13 protein-coding genes are annotated in these 19,300 nt (G+C 64.8%); 1 reads left to right on the forward strand and 12 read right to left on the reverse strand.

Annotation, left to right across the window (positions count from 1 at the left end):
• Positions 1-2 precede the first annotated feature (2 nt).
• From IB274_RS17750 to desA, 12 genes are all read right to left on the reverse strand, one after another.
• A complete protein-coding gene (locus IB274_RS17750) occupies positions 3-2,618 on the reverse strand; it encodes a GH39 family glycosyl hydrolase (protein ID WP_192433278.1) in 2,616 nt (871 codons plus the stop codon).
• Positions 2,587-3,819 carry a glycosyltransferase family 4 protein gene (locus IB274_RS17755; protein WP_192433280.1) on the reverse strand — a complete coding sequence of 411 codons (1,233 nt, stop codon included), beginning with the start codon at positions 3,817-3,819 and terminating at the stop codon, positions 2,587-2,589. Before IB274_RS17755 ends, IB274_RS17750 begins: the two co-directional genes overlap by 32 nt.
• Positions 3,816-4,814 (reverse strand): glycosyltransferase, encoded by a 999-nt coding sequence (locus IB274_RS17760; RefSeq protein WP_192433282.1) that lies wholly within the window; start codon positions 4,812-4,814, stop codon positions 3,816-3,818. Before IB274_RS17760 ends, IB274_RS17755 begins: the two co-directional genes overlap by 4 nt.
• A gap of 43 nt (positions 4,815-4,857) precedes the next feature.
• Positions 4,858-5,385 carry a transcription/translation regulatory transformer protein RfaH gene (rfaH, locus tag IB274_RS17765; protein WP_192433285.1) on the reverse strand — a complete coding sequence of 176 codons (528 nt, stop codon included), beginning with the start codon at positions 5,383-5,385 and terminating at the stop codon, positions 4,858-4,860.
• Entirely contained in the window at positions 5,382-6,131 is a 750-nt protein-coding gene (locus tag IB274_RS17770; protein WP_192433287.1) for a WbqC family protein, read from the reverse strand. The genes rfaH and IB274_RS17770 overlap by 4 nt, the downstream gene beginning before the upstream one ends.
• 28 nt (positions 6,132-6,159) lie before the next feature.
• The gene (locus IB274_RS17775) at positions 6,160-8,373 is read right to left on the reverse strand and encodes a polysaccharide biosynthesis tyrosine autokinase (protein WP_192433289.1); all 2,214 of its coding nucleotides are present in this window, start codon (positions 8,371-8,373) and stop codon (positions 6,160-6,162) included.
• 31 nt (positions 8,374-8,404) lie between these two features.
• Positions 8,405-9,334 (reverse strand): glycosyltransferase family 2 protein, encoded by a 930-nt coding sequence (locus tag IB274_RS17780; protein ID WP_192433292.1) that lies wholly within the window; start codon positions 9,332-9,334, stop codon positions 8,405-8,407.
• Between the two features lie 2 nt (positions 9,335-9,336).
• Complete coding sequence (locus IB274_RS17785; RefSeq protein ID WP_192433294.1) at positions 9,337-10,857, reverse strand: lipopolysaccharide biosynthesis protein; 1,521 nt, start codon at positions 10,855-10,857, stop codon at positions 9,337-9,339.
• Positions 10,858-10,867: 10 nt separating this feature from the next.
• Entirely contained in the window at positions 10,868-11,962 is a 1,095-nt protein-coding gene (locus IB274_RS17790; protein ID WP_192433296.1) for a DegT/DnrJ/EryC1/StrS family aminotransferase, read from the reverse strand.
• A gap of 57 nt (positions 11,963-12,019) precedes the next feature.
• Positions 12,020-13,429, reverse strand: a complete 1,410-nt coding sequence (locus IB274_RS17795) for a hypothetical protein (RefSeq protein WP_192433298.1) — start codon at positions 13,427-13,429, stop codon at positions 12,020-12,022.
• Positions 13,430-14,483: 1,054 nt separating this feature from the next.
• Complete coding sequence (locus IB274_RS17800; RefSeq protein ID WP_192433300.1) at positions 14,484-15,452, reverse strand: sensor domain-containing diguanylate cyclase; 969 nt, start codon at positions 15,450-15,452, stop codon at positions 14,484-14,486.
• Positions 15,453-15,589: 137 nt separating this feature from the next.
• Positions 15,590-16,771 carry a delta-9 fatty acid desaturase DesA gene (gene desA, locus IB274_RS17805; protein ID WP_192433302.1) on the reverse strand — a complete coding sequence of 394 codons (1,182 nt, stop codon included), beginning with the start codon at positions 16,769-16,771 and terminating at the stop codon, positions 15,590-15,592.
• A 179-nt stretch (positions 16,772-16,950) separates the two neighbouring features.
• On the opposite strand from desA, the gene IB274_RS17810 reads away from it, so the two are divergent.
• The gene (locus tag IB274_RS17810) at positions 16,951-19,224 is read left to right on the forward strand and encodes a putative bifunctional diguanylate cyclase/phosphodiesterase (protein WP_192433304.1); all 2,274 of its coding nucleotides are present in this window, start codon (positions 16,951-16,953) and stop codon (positions 19,222-19,224) included.
• Positions 19,225-19,300 lie beyond the last annotated feature (76 nt).

Raw genomic sequence — 19,300 nt, forward strand, 5'->3', positions numbered from 1 at the left:
AGTCAGCGCAACGACAGTTGCGGGGTCGACGCGCTGCGCACCAGGGTGGGCGACTCGTCGATGCGGATGCTGGCCTGGCAGTCGCCGCCGCCTGCGGGGCACTGCCAGGGCACCGGCCGGCCCTCGCGGCGGGCGATACCGTCGACGGCGTCCAGGCGCCAGAGGGTGTCGCTGCTGCCGGGCTTGCTGGTGATGTTCAGGGTCTGCTCGTGGCCCAGGGTCCAGGCCACCAGGATTTCCTCGCTGGCCTTGGCGAAGCGCAGCAGGTAAACGTTGGGATCCTCGTTCGGTACGCGGCCGACGAAGCGGTAGCGGCCGATGATGTCGGCGATGCTGGCCATCGCGTGGTACGCCGGCTTGGGCTGGCCGCCGGCGGTGAGCAGACCGAAGTTGTGCTCCATGTCCGTGCGGTCGATGCCGTCGTCCACCAGGTCGTACCACCAGGCGCCCTTCACGTTCGGCAGGCTGCGCACCAGCACATAGGCCCGGGCCAGGTAGGCGGCCTGGCGCTCGCGGCTGATGCCGCAATCGCCTTCGTGGGCCGGCCAGCTGAACTCGGTGAAGTACAGCGGGACCGGTTTACCGGCGGCGTGTTCCAGCTTCTGGTTGACGCCCTGGAACCAGTTCAGCCAGGCCTCGGGAGTAGACATCTCGCCCTCGCAGTACACCGAGGGATGCAGCGAGATACCGTCGGCGACATCCAGTACGCCGCCACTGGCGATGCGCTCGGCGAAGCCCTGGCGAATGCCCTTGAGGGTGACGGCCCCGGCGAGCACCTTCGCCTGCGGGTCTTCCTCGCGGATCACCTTGGCGGCGGCGCGCACCAGGGTCAGGTAGTCGTCGCTGAAGTCCTTGTCGGTGGCGTTTTCCGAGTCCCACTCGTTCCACACTTCGTAGTAGGCGACCTGCCCTTTGAAGCTGCGCGCCACGTAGCGCACGTAACGCAGGTAGCCCTCGCGGGAGGCGTCGTCACGCGGCTTGGCGTTGCCGTAGAACTGGTTCTCGTTGCCCAGGATCAGCAGCGTGTCTATCCCCAAGCTGCGGGTGCTGCGCAGCTGCGCGCGCCAGGCGGCATCGATGGACAACTTGCCGCGCTCGCGCTCGACACTGGACCAGTAGGCGTCGTCGCGGAACGACAGGATGCCGGCCTCGCGGGCCAGGCGATTGATGCCATCGCGATTGCCCGCACGGATGTTCTGGTGGGTACTGGCGCCGACGATGAATTCCGCCGGGCCGAGGTTTGCCACCGGTGCTTCCTTGGCCATGCTGGACGGCGATTGCAGCAGCCCGCCGATCAACAGCGCACAGGCCAGCAGACTGAGCATGCCGCCCTGCAGGCGCAGGGTGCGCGGTGCCGGTTGCGGCGCGGTTTCGCCCGGCAGGCGCAGGGCGCGGCCGATGGCCAGGCCGAGGAACAGGCTGGGAATCGGCGATTCGAGCACGTCGCTGGTCCAGGCGATGAGCAGGATGCAGTAGGCGATGCCGAGCAGCGCGCGGGCTTCACGGCCGGGTTGGCGCTGCAGGCGCATCAGCATCGGCACTGCCAGCAGATAGAGAGCAACACCGGCCACGCCGAACAGGCACCAGAGGTAAAGCAGCGAATTGTCCGCCACCGCCAGTTGCTCGACGCCGAAGATCGGGAAGGCCGCATAGGCGCTGCCGGTCATGCCCAGCCCGGCGCCGGTGTAGATCCAGCCGTTGTAGTCCATCACCTTGATCAGGTTCGGCCAGGTATTGACCAGGCGATCGACCATCGAGCCCATCAGGTTGTCGCCGGTGGCGGTCGCCAGGTACGGGTCGACATGGCCGTACAGGCCGTACAGCGGCAACGCCAGCGCACCGAGCACCACCAGCAGCGTGGCCAGCAGGAACAGCAGGCGCTGGCGGCTGATGCTCATCACCAGCAGGGCCAGGAAGAAGGCGCCGGCGGAGGACTTGTTGGTGGTGAGCACGATACCGACCAGCGCAATCAGGTAGATCAGCCCGCGCACCGGCAGTGCCAGGCGGAAGGAACCCAGGTACAGGCTGAACACCGCCAGCATCATCGCCAGGCTCGACGACATCCGCGAGAACCCGGCGATGCGATCCAGGCCATAGGCACTCCAGGAACGGTTGCCACTGATTTCGACGCCGCCCATGGAGTAGGTGTACCCCTTCCAAGGCACGTTGATGGTGAGGTCCAGGGCGATGCCGGCCAGCGAGGCGATCAGGCAGAAGAAGATGATCCAGCCCACGGCCTTGCGGTGCATTTCCAGATACTGGCCGCAGAGCAGGCCGAACAGCAGCGGCGCGTAGATAAAGACCGAGAACAAGCCGCTCTGGAACTCGGCGCCATGCAGCCGGCCGAGCAGCAGCGAGGCCGCCGCGAGGATCAGCAGCAGCCAAAGGCCGCGCTGCTGTGGGCGGGTGAACAGCTCCCAGCCCACCGCGACGATGCAGGCCACTTTGGGCAGGTAGACGATGGCCGACAGGCCGGCCTGGTCGGTGTAGAAGCGCAGCGCACCGTTGAAGGTCTCCACCAGCAGCAAGGCCACCAGCACCCCGAGCGCCAGCAACGAGCGGTCGAAGGTCACACGGCGGTCGACCTCAAAGCGTGGATGCGGGGATTGCAGTTCCATGCTGGACTCCGCGGGTAAGCAGGGTGTGGCGCAGGATGGCTTCGTATTCGTCGAGCATCCGTTCCAGGCTGAGCATCGGTGCCACGACCTCACGGGAACGCGAGGCCAGGCGCTGGCGCAGCACCGGGTCTTGCACCAGGCGCTCGATGGCTTCGCCCAGCGAGTCGCTCCGGTCGGGCGAGCAGAGCAGGCCGTTGATTTCGTCCAGGACGATTTCCGTCAGGCCGCCCATGCGCGAGGCGATCACCGGCAGGTGGTGGGCGCAGGCTTCCAGCGCCACCAGGCCGAAGGATTCGGGGGAAAGGCTGGGCACCACGGCAACGTCGATCTCGGAAAAGAACTCGGCCGCCTTGCGGTAGCCGACGAAGTGCACGCGCTGGGGATCGGCGAGAGACTTCAGCTGGTTTACGTAGGTGCTGTCGCCCCGTCCGGCGATCAGCAGCGAAGCATCCTCGCCGCGCGCCTGGAACTGCTCGATCAGCCACTCCACGCCTTTGTTCGGGGTCAGCGCGCCGATGAAGCCGAAGCGCAGCGGGCGATGCACGCTTACCGACGGCGCGACGGGCACCTCCGCCATTGGCGAGCCGTTGTAGACCACGTGGGTCTGGCTGGCGGCGAAATACCCGGCATCGAGCAGCGCATTGAGCTGGTAGCGACTGACACCGACCACCGCATCGACGTCGCTGGAAGCCGATGCGTGGGAGCGACGCAGCAGCGCGCAGGGCGCACATTGCTGCTCGCAGTGGCGGCCCTTGTTGAAGCGCACGCCGCGCGGGCAGGTCAGGTACTGGTCGTGGAGAATCTGCACAATGGGCAGGTCGGCGTCGCGGATCGCATCCCAGGCCGCGATCGACCAGCCCGACAGGTTGTGGCAGACCACCAGGTCCGGCTCGACCTCTGCCAGCACTTTCGCCAGCAGTGCACGCATGCTGCGGTTGTAGCGATCCAGTGCGTGCCAGGCGAGGCGTTTCAGCGCGCCGTAGTTCTGTTCGTCGAAGGGCCAGTAGAGATTGCGCAGACCGGCGCGCAGCACCGGCACCCCGTTGACCGTCTCGCGTTGCAGGCCCGCTTCCGGACCGGTGCAGAGCACCTGCACGTCATGGCCACGCCCGCGCAGGCCCTCGGCCATGTGCTGCAGCATGACCTCCGTCCCGCCACCGATGTGTGGGGCGTAGAGGGTGTTGAGCAGCAGCAGTCTCATAGCGGGTAAGCCCGGTTCATACCCAGCGCGCCGGCCTCGCCATCGCGGATCGCCTGCAGCAGCAGGGCCAGTCGGCTCTCGCGCTGGTGGCGGCGGGCGAAGAAGTGCAGCAGGCGGATGAACACCCAGCGGTTGAAGCGGTACATCAGCGGCGAGGTGACCCATAGGTTCTTGTCGAACCAGGCCTGGTTGCGCGCGGCGTAGTAGGCGCGCAGGTCGGAGCTGCCGAGCAAGTAGGTCTCGTAGATGTTGGAGGTGCGCGCCTTGATGTTCCAGGAGTTCTCCAGGTCGTCCAGGCCGGCCTCGGGCACCAGGTAGAGGTGCCCGCCCAGGGCGCCGATGCGGAAGGTGTATTCGGTGTCGTCGGCGTAGAGCACCAGGTCACGGCGCGGCAGGCCGATGCGGCGGAACAGGTCGGCATGCCCGAGCAGGCCACCGTAGTAGGCGAACGGCAGCTCCAGCAGCGGCTGCGCCGGGCGCGGCTTCGGCTTGCCCCAGGGGGTGCGGCGCCAGAGCTTGTAGGGCAGCTGGCGGACATGGAAGCCGAAGTAGCTGGAGCGCGGTGGCGCGATGAAGCGGGTCGGCACGCCGGAGGCGACGTCGGCCTGGTGGGTCGGCCGGAAACCCAGTACCGCGGTGTTGTCGACACCGTGGCGCAGGGCGCAGTCGATCAGGCGTTGTTTGAGCAGGGGGAAGGAACCCGGCGTCGGCGCGTTGTCGTCATCCATCAGCCAGATGAAATCGCAGCCGGTCTTCAGCGCGGCATCAATGCCTACGGCGTAGCCATTGGCCGAGCCGGTGTTGCTGTCCAGCTCGATGACCTGCACGCGATTGGGCCAGAGCATGAACAGCTGGTCCAACTCCGCCACCGAGGCATTGCTGACGACGATGGCGCGGGTGATGTCCTTCTCGCGGAAGGCGCGGGCCAGCAGTTCCTGCAGGTATTCCAGGCGATCGCCATAAGTCAGCGTCACCAGCACGGTCGATCCATTCATCTCGCCACTCCTCCTTGTACCTGGCCTTGTCTGGGGGGGCGCCTCAGGCGCGCCAGCCGTCATTGCCGCTCAGCGCCGAGAGCTGGCTGAGCGGGACCCGGATGCGTTGTTCGCGTTGCAATAGGTTGAGCAGGATCAGGGCGCGTTCGGTGCCGTCGTCGCAGAGGAAGATGGCCTCCACTTCGCATTCGCCAGAACACTTCAGGCGCACGACCTGACCTTCGTGGAAGCCACTGGAGGGCCGCTCGGGCATCGCCGCCAGGCGCTCGCGGATGCCGTCCACCAGGTCGTCGGCCACCGCCAGCGGCTGCGCGCCGAAGCTGACGATGCGCGCAACGCCGCGAGTGGAGCGGATCGGGAACCAGTTGTCGTGCTGCTGATCGAGGCGGATGAACAGATAGCCGGGGAACAGCGGCTGCGGCCGGCTGCCCTGCTTCACCACCGGGCGGTAGCAGGAGAAGCCCTGGCGACCGAGGTTCTCCTCGGCGCGCAGTTCCTGGTGCGGTTTGGTCTGGATCAGGTACCAGCGATACTGCGCGGCTTGCAGGCCAACGCTGACAGCGGAATTCATGATTCGTACTCCCCAAGAAGATCGGTCGAGGGAGCGGGTCGCTCCAGGGTGTAGCGGCCTAGCAACCGCTGCATCTCGTCCGGTGGGTTGAACATCAGCACGTCGATGATCGACAGGCTGGGGACGAAATCCGGGCTGAACTGGGGGTAGCTCAGCTCGTCCATGCGCAGGAACTGCAGCTCCAGGCCATGGGCCTGGAACACGTCGGGCGAGTACAGGTGGCGGCCGCCCTCGGGGTTCAGGTAGACGTCGCCGCCGCTCTGCTTCACGGCCTCGATCAGACGCTGGTCGCGGCCGATGTCCTCGGCCAGCTCCAGCTCCGAGGCCCGCACCATCGGCGTGTCGATGCCGATGTAGTGGCAGATGCGGCGGATCGAGTGCTCGGCGAAGTGCGACAGGTTGCGCTCGGGGTGCTCGAGGATTTCCTCCAGCAGCGGCATCACCTGCTCGTAGCACGGCGCGCGGTGGTAGGCATGGCGGATGGTGTGCAGCAGCCGCCGGTTGCTCAGCTGCATCTGCTCGCTCAGCCTGCGTTCGTTGATCGCCTGGGTCTGCGAGCCCTGCTCCAGGGGAAAGCTGAACTGCCAGATCTTCCCGCCGACCAGCAGGCGATTGCGGTTGATCCACCCACGCCGGGTGTACTGCAGACTGTCGCCGAGAATGAACAGGCCGCTCGCGGCGATCAGCTGGAAGTACCCCAGGTAGGGGAACAAGTACGGCTGCATGAGGCTGACGATATGGACCATGGCTGCATCCTTTCCCTAGATTCCCTTTTCAGTCCTTGGCGTCGTAGCGGTAGGCGTAGGCGCCGTAGTCGTATGCCGCCGTCGAAGCCTTGCGTTTCACACCGTTGAGGATGGCGCCCTGCAGGTGGATGCCGCTCTGCGCCAGGCGCCGCCGCGCGGTGTCGATCTCGCTCGCCGGGCTCTGGCCGAAGCGCGTCACCAGCAGGCAGATGCCGCACAGCCGACCGACCAGGGCCGCGTCGGTCACCGCCAGCACCGGCGGGGTGTCGACTATCACCAGGTCGTACATCGACGAGGCATCGCGCAGCAGCTGGGCGAAGTTGTCGTGCATCAGCAGCTCGGACGGGTTCGGCGCGGCGAAGCCGCAGGAGATGAAGTCCAGCTCCGGCACCTCGGTAGGCAGGATCACTTCGCTCAGCGGACGGTGCGAACTCAGCGCGTCGGACAGGCCGTGACGCGGCGTCAGGCCGAATACCCGGTGCAGGTAACCCTTGCGCATGTCGGCGTCGATCAGCAGGGTGCGCAGGCCCGATTGCGCAACGATGGCCGCGAGGTTGCTGGAGACGAACGACTTGCCGGCGCCCGGCGCCGGGCTGGTGAGCATCACCACGTTGTTGCGCGCTTCGAGCAGGGCGAAGTGCAGGTTGGTGCGCAGGCTGCGGATCGCCTCGTTGGCCAGGTCGCCGGGGGCGGACGCGGCGAGCAGCTTGGGCGTATGGCCGAGGACATCGCTCTTGCGTTCCTTCTCCAGGCGCTCCTGCTGCCGCGAGTAGGGAACCGCGGCGAGCACGGAGAGGCCCAGCTGTTCGATCGCTTCGGGATTCTCCACGCCACGGTAGAAGGCCTGGCGCAGGAACAGGATGGCGAGGGCGACGCAGAAGCCGAGCAGGGTGGCGAGCAGCACGATGACCTTGCGCATGGGCTTGGCCGGCTGCTCGACGTTGGCCTGGGCGGTGTCGATCACTCGCACGTTGCCGATGGTGCCGGCGCGAATGATGTCCTGCTCCTGGGCCTTGTTCAGCAGGCTGGTGTAGGTCTGCCGGGTGACCTGCATGTCACGGGACAGGCGCAGCAATTCCTGCTGGGTGGCCGGCAGGGTCTGGATGCGTTTCTGCAGTTGCGCCTTGCGGTCCTGCAGGCTGCTGACCTGCTTGAGCAGGGCCTGGTAGGTCGGGTGAGTCGGGGTGTAGAGGCGATCGTACTCGTCGCGCTTGAGCTTGAGCTCGGAGAGCTGGTTGTCGATACCCACTACCTGGTCCAGGACGCCGCGGGTCTCGACGCTGATGTCGGCAGACTTGGCGGTAGTCTGGTAGGCGTTATACGCAGCTTCGGCCTTTTCCAGATCCATGCGCACCACCGGCAACTGCGAGCGCAGGAACTGCAGGCGCTGGGAGGCTTCGGCGGAGCTGCGTTCGACGTTCTGCAGTACGTAGAGGTGGCTGATCTTGTCGAGGATGCGGTCAGCCTGCTGCGGGCTCGGATCTTCCAGGGTCATGTAGATGATCCCCGAGTCCTTGCCGGCCTCGACCACCTTGAGCAGCTTCTGGTAGTTCAGGGTGGTGGTCAGCAGGCGGTTCTTCGCCACGATGAATTCGGTGCCGGGCCGCGCCACCAGTTCGTCCACCTCGATGCTGAAGCCCTTTTCCAGCACCGGCTTCTTCAGCTCGCCGCGCAGGATCAGTTGATCGTCGGCATTGAGCAGGTGGTAGGCGTCGCCGCCATCGGCCACCAAGGTCAGCGGCTCGCCGAGGTACTCCTCCGGCACATCGAGGGAGAACACCTTGATCTGCTCGCCACCCCAGCCATAGGAACCCATGCCCAACCAGGGTGCGGACAGGGCCTCACCGGCCTCGGGCTTGTAGCGCCGCGCCAGGTAGTCACCGATCAGCGGCAGGTGCTTGGGCTTGGCGATGATATCCAGCTTCAGCAGCTCGACCGCCTTGCCGAGTACCGCGCGGGATTTCAGCAGCTCGATCTCGGTGGCGGCGATGGACACGGAGTCCGGGCGGTTGATCACCTCCGGCGTGCCGTTCAGACCGTTCTTCTTCTGCTCGATCTGGATCATCGCGCCGGAGACGTAGATCGGCGTGGCGATCACCGCGTAGAAGAGCCCGAGTACGGCGAACAGGCCGGTGACAGCCAGGATCATTTTCTTGTGATCGAACAGCAGGCGCAGCAGGCCTGCAACGTCGATGCGGGTGTCCTGGAGCGTTTCCAGGGACGAGCGGGGCATGACACTCATGGACTTCCATCCTCCATTGAGGTGGCGCGGCTCAGCGCGCCGAAATCGGGTTCAGCCGCTTGAGCAGGTTGGCGCCGTGGTTGCCGATCAGCAGCAGGAAGGCCTGCACCTTGCGCATGGGCGAGACGGCGGCCATGGACATCCGGCAGACCTGCATCAGGAAGTACTCGTTGAGCTCCTGGTTGCCCAGGCGCTGGTAATAGCGCGCCAGGCAGTAGTAGGTGTGCAGGGTCATCTGCTGCTGCACGCGATCAGCCTGCATGGAGAAGATCCCGCCCTGATGCACGCGGTAAGCCGCCGGGCGGATTTCCTCGATGAAACGGCCCTTGCCATAGGCGCCCAGCAGCGACCACCAGCACAGGTCGACCATGCGCGTGGTGCGCAGCTCCTCCGGCATCTCGGTGAGGACATTGCGGAAGCAGGTGGTGAGGGTGGAGATCGGCCGCGCCTGTTGCAGCTCCAGGCGGCTGGCGTCGCGGCGGTACTTGCCGGTGAGCTGCCGGGGCTTGATCACGCCGTCCTCGTTGTAGGTGTAGGCGTCGTGGTAGGTGATCACGTAGTCCGGGTTCTGCTCCAGGAAGTCGACCTGGATCTGCAGCTTGCGCGGGTCGGTCCAGAAGTCGTCACCTTCGCAGTAGGCGATGTAGCGGCCACGGCATTTCCTGAACACCGGCAAACCGTGGGAGACGCCCTTGGAGTACTGGTTTTCCTTGTGGAAGATCGGCTTGATGATGTGCGGGTAGCGCGCGGCGTAATCGGCGATCAGCTCGCTGGTGCCGTCGTTGGAGGCGTCGTCGTTGACCAGCACTTCAAAGCGGAAGTCGGTGACCTGCTCCAGGAAGCTGTCCAGCGTGCGGCCGATGTAGTTCACCTGGTTGTAGGCCAGGCAGACGATGCTCAAAAGAGGCTTGGGGTCTTCCGGCCAGTTGGAGAGGATCTGCAGCTCGGAGCGGATATCCATGTCTAGACACTCGGCTTGTGGGACGGTTTGAACAGGCGCAGCAAAGCCGGGGCAGAGCCCGCGCCAACGAGGAACAGGGTGATCAGGCCGCACACGGCCAGCGCCACCAGCAGCCACAGCCGCTCGCCGGAGCGGGCCAGCAGCGCGTAGAAGGGCTCGCTGAGCAGCAGGCCGGCGGCGCTGAGCGCGGCGATCTGCAGGGTGTCGCGCAGCCACGGGCCATGCAGGCCGGGAGCGAAGGCGTGGTGCACGATCGCTGGCCAGATCAGGAACGACACCAGGCGCAGGCCGAACCAGCACAGCGCCACGCCGAGCACGCCATAGAGGTAGGCGCTGGCGATCACCAGCGGCACGGTCACCAGGGTGGAGATGACCGTGTACCAGACGTGCATGCGCAGCAGGCCGTGGGCGTATTGCAGGTAGAACTGGAAGCTGGCCACCGCCAGCAGGCCTGAGCCGAGTACGTACCAGGCCAGGATCGGCCGGCACCAACTGGCGGCCACGGCATCGCCGCTCCAGGCCAGAACCAGGTCATGACCATGAGCGGCGATCACCGCGACCATCGGGAACAGCAGCACACAGACGAAGCGGTTCGCCTTCAGATAGAGCTGCTGCATGTCTTCGTGGCGTTGTTCGGCGACCAGCACGGTCATGCGCGGCAGCAGTGACTGCGCCAGCGGATTGACCAGCGTGAGGACGCCGCCGGAAATCAGCGCCACCAGGGAGAAGTAGCCGTACTGCTGCAATGGCAGCAGGTTCGACAGCAAGACCTTGTCCAGCTGAGTGAGCACGATCCACAGGCAGGACGTGAAGGACATGCCCAGTGCAAAGGGCAGCACCGGGCGTACCGTGTCCCAGCAGAAGCGGGTCAGCAGACGCACGTCCATCCACAGGTAAGCCTTGCCGCCCAGCAGTAGCGCCTCGATCAGCGATACCGCCACTTGGAACTGGAAGAACACCAGCGGATCCTGGCTGACCTGCGCCACCAGCAGTAGGCCGCCGAAATAGCGCAGGGTGGTGATGACGACGTTCACCGCGTTGATGAAACCGTGCAGCTCCTGCCCCTGCAGCGCGCTGCGGTACAGGGTGGCGTACAGCCGCAAGGCCACCAGCAGACCCATGAGGCTGATGCACTGCGCGACCAGCTCGGGCGAGAGTTGCTGTACGTTGAGCCACTGCCCGGCCACCCAGTTGCTGCCGCCCCAGACCGCCAGGCTGCTGAGGACAGTCAACGGCAGCAGGATCAGCTCGAAGGAACGCAGCAGGCGGGCATGGGCCTGTTCTTCGCCACTCACGCCGCGGCCGTGGGCAACCTGGCGCACCAGCGCCGGCGACAGGCCCATGTCGAGCAACAGCAGCCAGCTCTGCAGCACCGCGAAAAAGCCGATCAGCCCGTAGGCCTCGGCCCCGAGGTGGCCGAGGTAGAACGGCTGGATCAGGATGCCGATGACGATGGCGTACGCCTGCCCCGCGTAATTGAGCAGGGTATTGCGGACCATCGACAGCGAGCGTGCGGTGCGCATGATCGTCCCCTTACACCGCGACGGCGACGCGGCCGCTTTCCAGCAGCAGCACTTCGATCACCGCGCGCTGGACCTCCTGCGGCAGGCCCGGGTACAGCGGCAGGCAGAGGATGCGCTGGCTCAGCTCGCGGGACAGCACTTGCGGCACCTGCGGGGCGAGGTAGTAGAGGGTATCCAGCGACGGGTAGAAGTAGCGCCGCGGGTTGACCCCGATCTCGTTCAGCGCGGTGCGCACGCGCAGCACCTGGGCCTCGTCGCGCAGGCCGATGGGGTAGTAACTGTTGTTCAGCCGCGCGTAGCTCTCGCTGGCCTGCAGGTCGTAGTAACCGCTGAGCGCGGCGGTATAGCGGGCGGCGATCTCCTCGCGCTGGGCGAGGATGCTGTCGATATCGTCGAGCACGCACAGGCCCATGGCGGCGGAGAACTCGTTGAGCTTGGCGTTGATCCCCAGGCCGACGATCTGGTCGACGCCGGCGATGCCGAAGTTGCACATCAGGCGGATCTGCTTCGCCAGCTCGTCATCGGAGGTGACGATGGCGCCGCCCTCGATGGTGTGGAACAGCTTGGTGGCATGAAAGCTCAGGGTGGTGGCATCACCCCAAGCCAGCACCGACCGGTCGCGGTAGCGCGAACCGAAGGCATGGGCGCCGTCGTAGATCACTTTCAACTGGTTGCGCTGGGCCACCGCCTGAATCTCCTCCACCGCACAGGGATTACCGAACACGTGGGTGGCGACGATGGCGGTGGTATCCGGCGCAAGGCTGGCTTCGATGCGCGCAGGGTCGAGGTTCCAGGTCCGCGGGTCGATGTCGGCGAAGCGCGGGCGGATGCTCTCCCACTGCAGCGTGCTGCTGGTGGCAACGAAGCTGAAGGGGGTGGTCACGGCACTGCCGGTCACGCCCAGGGCCCGGTAGGCCACTTGCAGGGCAATGGTGCCGTTGTTGGTCAGAATCACATGACGAACGCCGAAGTAGTCCTGCAGGCGCTCTTCCAGTTCCGTGACGAAGGGGCCGTGGTTGGTGATCCAGCCGGAGGCATAGATCTGGTCCACGTAGGCCTTGAACTTGTCCGGGTTGCCCAGGTAGGTCTTGGTCACATTGATCACGGTCGCATCCCTCTCTTGGATGGAAAGTCCGTTAGCTGTCGAGCCGGCGCGCGCCGCTCAACCCAGCGCCGACAGCGCGAAGGGCGCGTCGTCGATGTCGTTATCCACGGGATGCGCCGCTCGAGACGCGCGGCTGGCCAGGTGTTCCTGCAGGGCCTCGATGACCCGGCCGCTGGCGTCGTTGTGGAACTGCCAGACGCCGTAGATACGGCTGTCAAAGGAACGCTCGCTACCCAGCATCGGGTTGGCCGCAAGACCGGAGCCGAGGCCGAAGCTGTAGAGACCAGGAATCGGCCGGCCGGTGTGATCGCGCAGGCAGCCGGCGGCGTCGGAGTCCAGCCCGCCCTTGCTCTCGCGCACCTGCAGCGGCTCGCCGTTGGCGCGGCGCAGGGCCGGCAGGCACGGCTGGTAGCCAATGGCCTGGACGAACACACCGTCGTCGCTGCAGCACTGCTCCAGACGCTCGCGCACGGCGGGTGAGCGATCTTCCAGGCACAGCAGTTCGACCTTCACCCGGGTGCCGCTGACCACGCCGTTGGAGAGCACGTCGGTGCCGACCTGGTGGGCACGGTAGCGCAGACCGCCGGAGCGGTTGACCCTCCCGGATACCGGGCAGACATCCATGCCCTCGTCCACCCCATAGCCGGCCGCACGAGCCTCCTCGACGCTCTCGAAGAACAGGCGGATCGGCGCACGGTGCAGCAAGGTGATCTGCTCGAGGCCCAGGCAGTCCAGGGCGCAGGCGAGGTTGTCGAGGATCGAGAAGGCGCTGTGGGAACCGCCGACCACGGTGAAGCGGGTGCCCGGGGTCACCCGGTCGCCGAACAGTTCCACCAGCTCGGCGGCGTTCAGGCTCAGCAACGCGTCGGAGGAGTAGACCGTGGGGCCATCGTGGGACAGGTGCAGGTCCTGCTCGGCCAGGCTCCAGTTCAAGTACTCGCGGTTCTGCCGGCCGCCCAGGTTCATCACCAGCGCGCCTGCGTCAATCTGCGCGGTGTGGGAGCCGCTACGCAGCGCCAGCTGGAAGCTGCCGTCGTCCAGTGCGGTGATTTTTTCGATACGCGTACCCAGCGCCACTTCGACACCCAGGTGCTCGGTGACGTAGCGCATGAACAGCGTCGAGGCGTGCGCCAGCAGCTCGCCCACTTGCGTGAGCATCGGCGCGCCATGCGGGTCGTTCTGCAGGGCACGGAACGCGCGGGAATGCGCCAACGGCGCAAAAATGGGCAACAACGCCGGATCACGCAGGCAGTCGAGGAACACGTCGCCCACCGAGTTGGCGGTGATGTGGTAATCCCCCAACCGGCCGCGGCCGACCGCCAGCGCAGCGTCCACGACCAGCAGGCCATCGCGGGCGAGGCTCGCCAGCGCACCGGTCTTGTAGGCGTTGAACAGGAAGCCCATGCCTGCCGGGCCGGCACCGCCGACCACACAGGCATAGTTGGAACGAAGCGATTGCTCGGCCATCAGCCTTGACTCCCAGCGCGGCGGGGCGCGCGGCTCTCGTGAGGCCGGCGCTGTCGGCCGGCAGGGTGGCAGCGCTCGCGCCGGAATTCCGTCACTCGCGGCGCAGCCGCCGTCGCGCGGACCTTCTTCGGGAAGGTCGCGGGAGTCAGTTCGGAATGGATGGCGAACGCCTGCAGGAGAACTTCGGCAGATGGCCGAAGTTGCTGTTTCAGGAATGAAACAGAGTGCGTCTGGCGCGGACCTGATTCAGCGGAAAGTTCATGGTTGTTACACCCGGACTTACAACTTGAGAGAGGGGCATAACAAAATCTCGAACTAACAAAATTAGCTCGACTAACCTTCTTATTAACGCCACGGGGATTGGCGTCAAACTTCCGCAGTTTCAGCAGCGAAACACTTCCCGCCTGGGAAGCGTCGTTCTTTTTGCTTGAAAGGGCGGACTTGGAAGTTCCGTCACTTTGTATTCTTCCAGCGGCCATCGTCACTCACTCCAGTCCAGGAGGTGCTCTACGCCGGGCCAACTTTAAAATTCGAAGACAAGGCTACCGCCCGAGTTCGAATGACCCGATTCGATTAACGACAATCAACTGTTCGTCCCTGGAGTGGCCGTTACTTTTCGCTGGGCAAAGCTACCGCCCATCGGCCAAGTTCCGAAAATCTGGAAAAACAAAAGCAAAAATCTATCGCGCTTCCGCAGCGAGGTACTGGCGAAAGTTGTCAGGCAGCGATAGGAAAATGACAGGAAGAAGAGGTGGCAGAATCTTCCATGACCTTACTGCTCGTGCGACTGCTCCCTGAGGTGTCTCATCCGGACACCACACGATATTGCTATGTGGATAGTAATAGTGGGGGGGAGGAAGGCATGTCAATGTAGGAAGCCTTCCTACGCCGGGATTCCGACAGAAGGCAAATCACGATTCGTAACTCATTGATTATTAAAGCGCCATAAAGCCGACACGGGCATTTTGACAGCAAAAACATACGGCCCCGAATCTGCGAAAAAGGGATTAATCAGAAAGTATTAATGTTTCCAGCACGGACAGGCTGGAGTGTTTCATCCCTGAACAATGCGGTCCTTGCCGGTGCGTTTCGCCTGATACAGGGCCGCATCGGAACGGCTGTAGAGCGCGGAAAGATTCTGGTCATCCGGCTGTAACAGTGTCATCCCCTGGCTGATGGTCACGCTGAAGAAATGCTCGCCCTCGTTGAAGCGCAGGCGCTGCACCTCGCGCTGCAGGCGCTCGCCGATCTGCCGCGCCATATTCTCATCGCAGCCGGGCAGCAGCACGGCGAACTCCTCGCCGCCGATACGCCCGAACAGGTCGCCGCGACGCAGCGCGCCTGCACCGCTCTGGGCGATGCGCTGCAGGACCACGTCACCGACCTGGTGACCGTAGACGTCGTTGATCTTCTTGAAGTCGTCCACGTCCAGCAGCAGGAAGGCCAGCGGCGTGGAGGTCGCCTTGCAGTCGCGGAAGGCCTGCTCGGCGCTGTCGAAGAAGTAGCGGCGGTTGCTGCTCTGGGTCAGCACGTCAGTGGTGGCCAGTCGGTGCAGCTCGGTTTCCAGGTGCTTCTTGTCGGTGATGTCCTCGGCGATGCCGACGATCATCAGTGGGAGGCCGGCATCGCTGTGCTGGCTGACGAAGCATTTGTCGCTGAGCCAGCGCACTTCGCCGTCGGCACGCAGGATGCGGTATTCGCGCTGCTCGATAGCGCCGCGCTGCAGGACTTCCTGCAGGGTGCTCTGGGCGTAGTCCAGGTCATCGGGGTAGATGCAGTTGCGCCACTCGTTGTAGTCCGCCAGCAGCAGGGCGGCGGAGCGGCCGAAGATGCGCTCGTACGCCGGGCTGACATAGACCATGCGCTGGGCTTGCCAGTCGAAGGCCCAGAGCACCGAGTTCACGCTCGCCAGCAGCGCGCTGAAAAGCTGTTCGCGCTCCTTCAGCCGCGTCACCTCGGCGCGGCTGTGCAGCAGTGCCAGCAAAGCCTCTTCCTGATCGGCCGGCAATTTATTCTCATCCATGTATCAGCGTCCTCCCGCTCATTGACCGGGGCTATGACCGCAAACTACGCCAGGCTGCTGCAAATTAAACGAAAAGCCCGCCGAACGGCGGGCTTTTCTGAGACGCATCTCTCAACGTCCTAGGACGTTTCCGCCAATCAGACGGCCGGACGCAGGGAGTAGGTCTTCAGTTGCTCGGCGAACTCGCGCAGGGACTGGATGCCACTGGCTTCCGCCTCGTGCACCCACTGCTTGATTGCGGCGAGCATGTCGTGGCCGTTGGCACTGGTTTTCACCCAAATCTGCTGCAGGGCCAGGCGCTTCTCGTAGATCACCTGCAGGGACTGGCTCTGCGCGAGCAGGTCCTGGATGCGCGCGTGGTGGCGCTCTTCCAGCAGGCTGGTTTCACGCGAGAGCAGGCGCTTGGCGCGGCGGAACAGGTGGCGCACCGACTCGTCGGCCTTGGCCAGTTCCTGCTTCACCAGCGGGCCGATCACCAGCTTGCGGTACTGGGCCATGATCTGGAAACGGTTGTTGAGGATGGCCATGGCGGTGTCCATGTCCAGGCTTCCCTTGCCTTCCACACGATGTGCGATGGGCGCCACGCGGGCGACCTTGGCCAGTCGCAGGAAGCTGAACACCTTGATCCAGGCCCAGCCCAGGTCGAACTCCCACTTCTTCACCGACAGCTTCGCCGAGTTTGGGTAGGTGTGGTGGTTGTTGTGCAGTTCCTCACCGCCGATCAGGATGCCCCAGGGCACGAGATTGGTCGCGGCGTCGCGGCATTCGAAGTTGCGGTAGCCAACGGCATGGCCCAGGCCGTTGATGACACCGGCAGCCCAGACGGGGATCCACATCATCTGCACGGCCCAGACGGTCATGCCGAGCACGCCGAACAGGGCGAGGTCGATGATCGCCATCAGCACGATGCCACCGATGGGGTAGCGCGAGTAGACGTTGCGCTCGATCCAGTCTTCCGGGCAGTTCTTGCCGTAGATACGCAGGGTGTCGGGGTTCTCCGCCTCCTTGCGATACAGCTCGGCGCCGGTGCGCAGCACGGTGCCCAGGCCCTTGTATACCGGGCTGTGCGGGTCTTCGGCAGTTTCGCACTTGGCGTGGTGCTTGCGGTGGATGGCGGTCCACTCGCGGGTGTTCATGGCGGTGGTCATCCACAGCCAGAAACGGAAGAAATGCTGCAGCGCCGGATGCAGCTCGAGCGCGCGGTGCGCCGAGTAGCGATGCAGATAGACGGTGACGCTGACGATGGTGATATGCGTCAGGACCAGAGTGACTGCCACCAGTTGCCACGGCGACAGGTCAAGGAAACCGTTGTACCACATAGGCGATACTGTACCTCGGAAGGGGTGTAGGACTACGCCCTGCTGGGCGTGCTGTACCGGGAAAAGACAGCCGCATTATCACCAAGCAGGTCCGGATTACCATCCGGTCTTTTAGATACGAATGTGGCCACGTGGCCATCATTTATACTGCACAGCCAATAAATCCAACCCACTACCGCATGAATCCACGCCTTAGCGCCCTGCGCATCAGCTTTCTGTACCTGGTCGCCGCCACCCTCTGGGTCTGGCTGGGTGACCAATGGTTACAAAATGTCCTGCTCGACCCCGCCGAGCTGGCGCGGGCAATGGAGCTGAAGAAATACGGATTCCTCGCGGTTACCTTCCTCGTGCTGTTCTTCCTGCTCTGGCGGCACTTCCGCCGGCAGTACGCCGCCTTCACCGCGCTGGCCGACAACGAGCAGCGCCTGAGCCGCGCTTTCGCGGTGGTCGAGGACGGCATCTGGGACTGGGACCTGGAAACCCAGCGCGTTTATTATTCATCCGGCTACGCCAACTTGCTCGGCCTGCCCCTGGAGCACCTGAGCGATGACGTGCTGCTGTGGGAAAACCGCCTGCATCCGGAAGACCGCGCACGCGTCCTCGCCCTCCACCAGGATTGCCTCCAAGGCCTGCGCACGCGCCTGGAGTGCGTCTACCGCATCCGCCACAGCGACGGTACCTACCGCTGGGTACGCAGCAGCGGCCGCCTGACCCGCGGCGAGGATGGCCGCGCGCTGCGCCTGACCGGCGTCAACCGCGACATCACACACCAACGCAGCAACGAAGATCATCTGCGCCAAGCCGCCGCGGTCTTCGAGGCGACCCAGGAAGGCCTGCTGGTGACCGACGCGGGCGGTGTGATCGTGCACACCAATTCCTCCTTCTCGCGCATCACCGGTTACAGCGCCGAGGACGTGCTCGGCGGGCAGCCGTCGCTGCTCAAGTCGGGCCGCCAGGACGACGCCTTCTATCAGCGCATGTGGACCGCTCTGCGCGAAAACGACGTGTGGAGCGGCGAGATCTGGAATCGCCGCAAGAGCGGCGAGGTGTACCCGCAATGGCAGCACATCCGCGCCGTACGCAATGACGAGGGCGAACTGACCCACTACGTCGCGGTGTTCTCCGACCTCAGCAGCCTCAAGCGCTCGCAGCACGAACTGGATTTTCTCGCCCACCACGACCCGCTGACCGGACTGCCCAATCGCCTGCTACTGCGCGAGCGCATCGAACAGGCGCTGGCTCGCGCCGAGCGCGAACAGGGCGGCGGCGCGCTACTGAGCATCGACCTCGATCACTTCAAGCACATCAACGACAGCCTCGGGCACAACATCGGCGACCTGCTGATCCGCTCGGTGGCCCAACGTCTGGAAGACTGCCTGGACGAACGCTGCTGCCTGGCGCGACTGGGTGGCGACGAGTTTGCCGTAGTCCTCGAAAGCCAGCAGCCGCACCACGCCAGCAGCCTCGCCCAGCGCCTGCTGGAGGCGATGAGTGCGCCCTTCGAGGTCAACGACCAGGTCATCTACATATCGGCGAGCCTGGGCGTCAGCCTGTTCCCCGAAGACGCGCGCAACGTCGACCACCTGCTGCAGCACGCCGACGCCGCGCTGTTCCAGGCCAAGGCCAGCGGACGCAACCTCTACGCCTTCTATACCCCCGAGTTGACCGCCCGCGCGCGCTCCCACGTGCAGGTGGAATCCGCTCTGCGCCACGCACTGGACCACGACGAACTGCGCCTGTATTTCCAGCCGGTGCACGACCTGGCCAGCGGCCGCATGGTTGGCGTGGAGTCGCTGGTGCGCTGGCAGCACCCGACCCAGGGGCTGATCCCGCCCAGCGAATTCATCCCGGTGGCCGAGGAAAGCGGCCTGATCACCGCCATCGACGCCTGGGTGCTGGAGCAGGCCTGCCGGCAGATGCGCCAATGGCTGGACGCTGGCGTCAGTCTGGACTTCATCGCGGTCAACGTCTCCAGCCGCCTGTTCGGTCGTGGCGGCCTGGAGGAACGCGTGGCTCTGGCTCTGGAGCAGAGCGGCCTGGAGCCCCATCACCTGGAGCTGGAAGTCACCGAGAGTGCGGTGATGGAAAACTTCGACCAAGCCCTGGAACTGCTCTGCCAGCTGCGCCTGCTGGGCGTTCACCTGGCCATCGACGATTTCGGCACCGGCTATTCGTCGCTGATGCGCCTGAAGCGCATGCCGGTGCACAAGTTGAAGATCGACCAGGGCTTCGTCGCCGGCCTGCCGGACGATTCCGAAGACGCCGCGATCGCCTGCGCGGTGATCGCCCTGGGCCAGAGCATGGGCCTGCAAGTGGTCGCCGAGGGCATCGAGCGCCCTGACCAGGCTGCTTTCCTCATTACTCACGCCTGCAACTTCGGCCAGGGTTACTGGTACGGTGCCCCTCAGCCGGCCACTACGCTGCTGGCACAATTGCCTCGCGACCCCGCATAAAATCGCGCTAAAAACTTTCGGATATATAAAAATTCTTAAACAGTATTTTTAAGAATATCCAGCTCCTGCCTAAGAT

The sequence above is a fragment of the Pseudomonas sp. PDM18 genome, from assembly GCF_014852585.1.
Taxonomy (GTDB): Bacteria; Pseudomonadota; Gammaproteobacteria; order Pseudomonadales; family Pseudomonadaceae; genus Pseudomonas.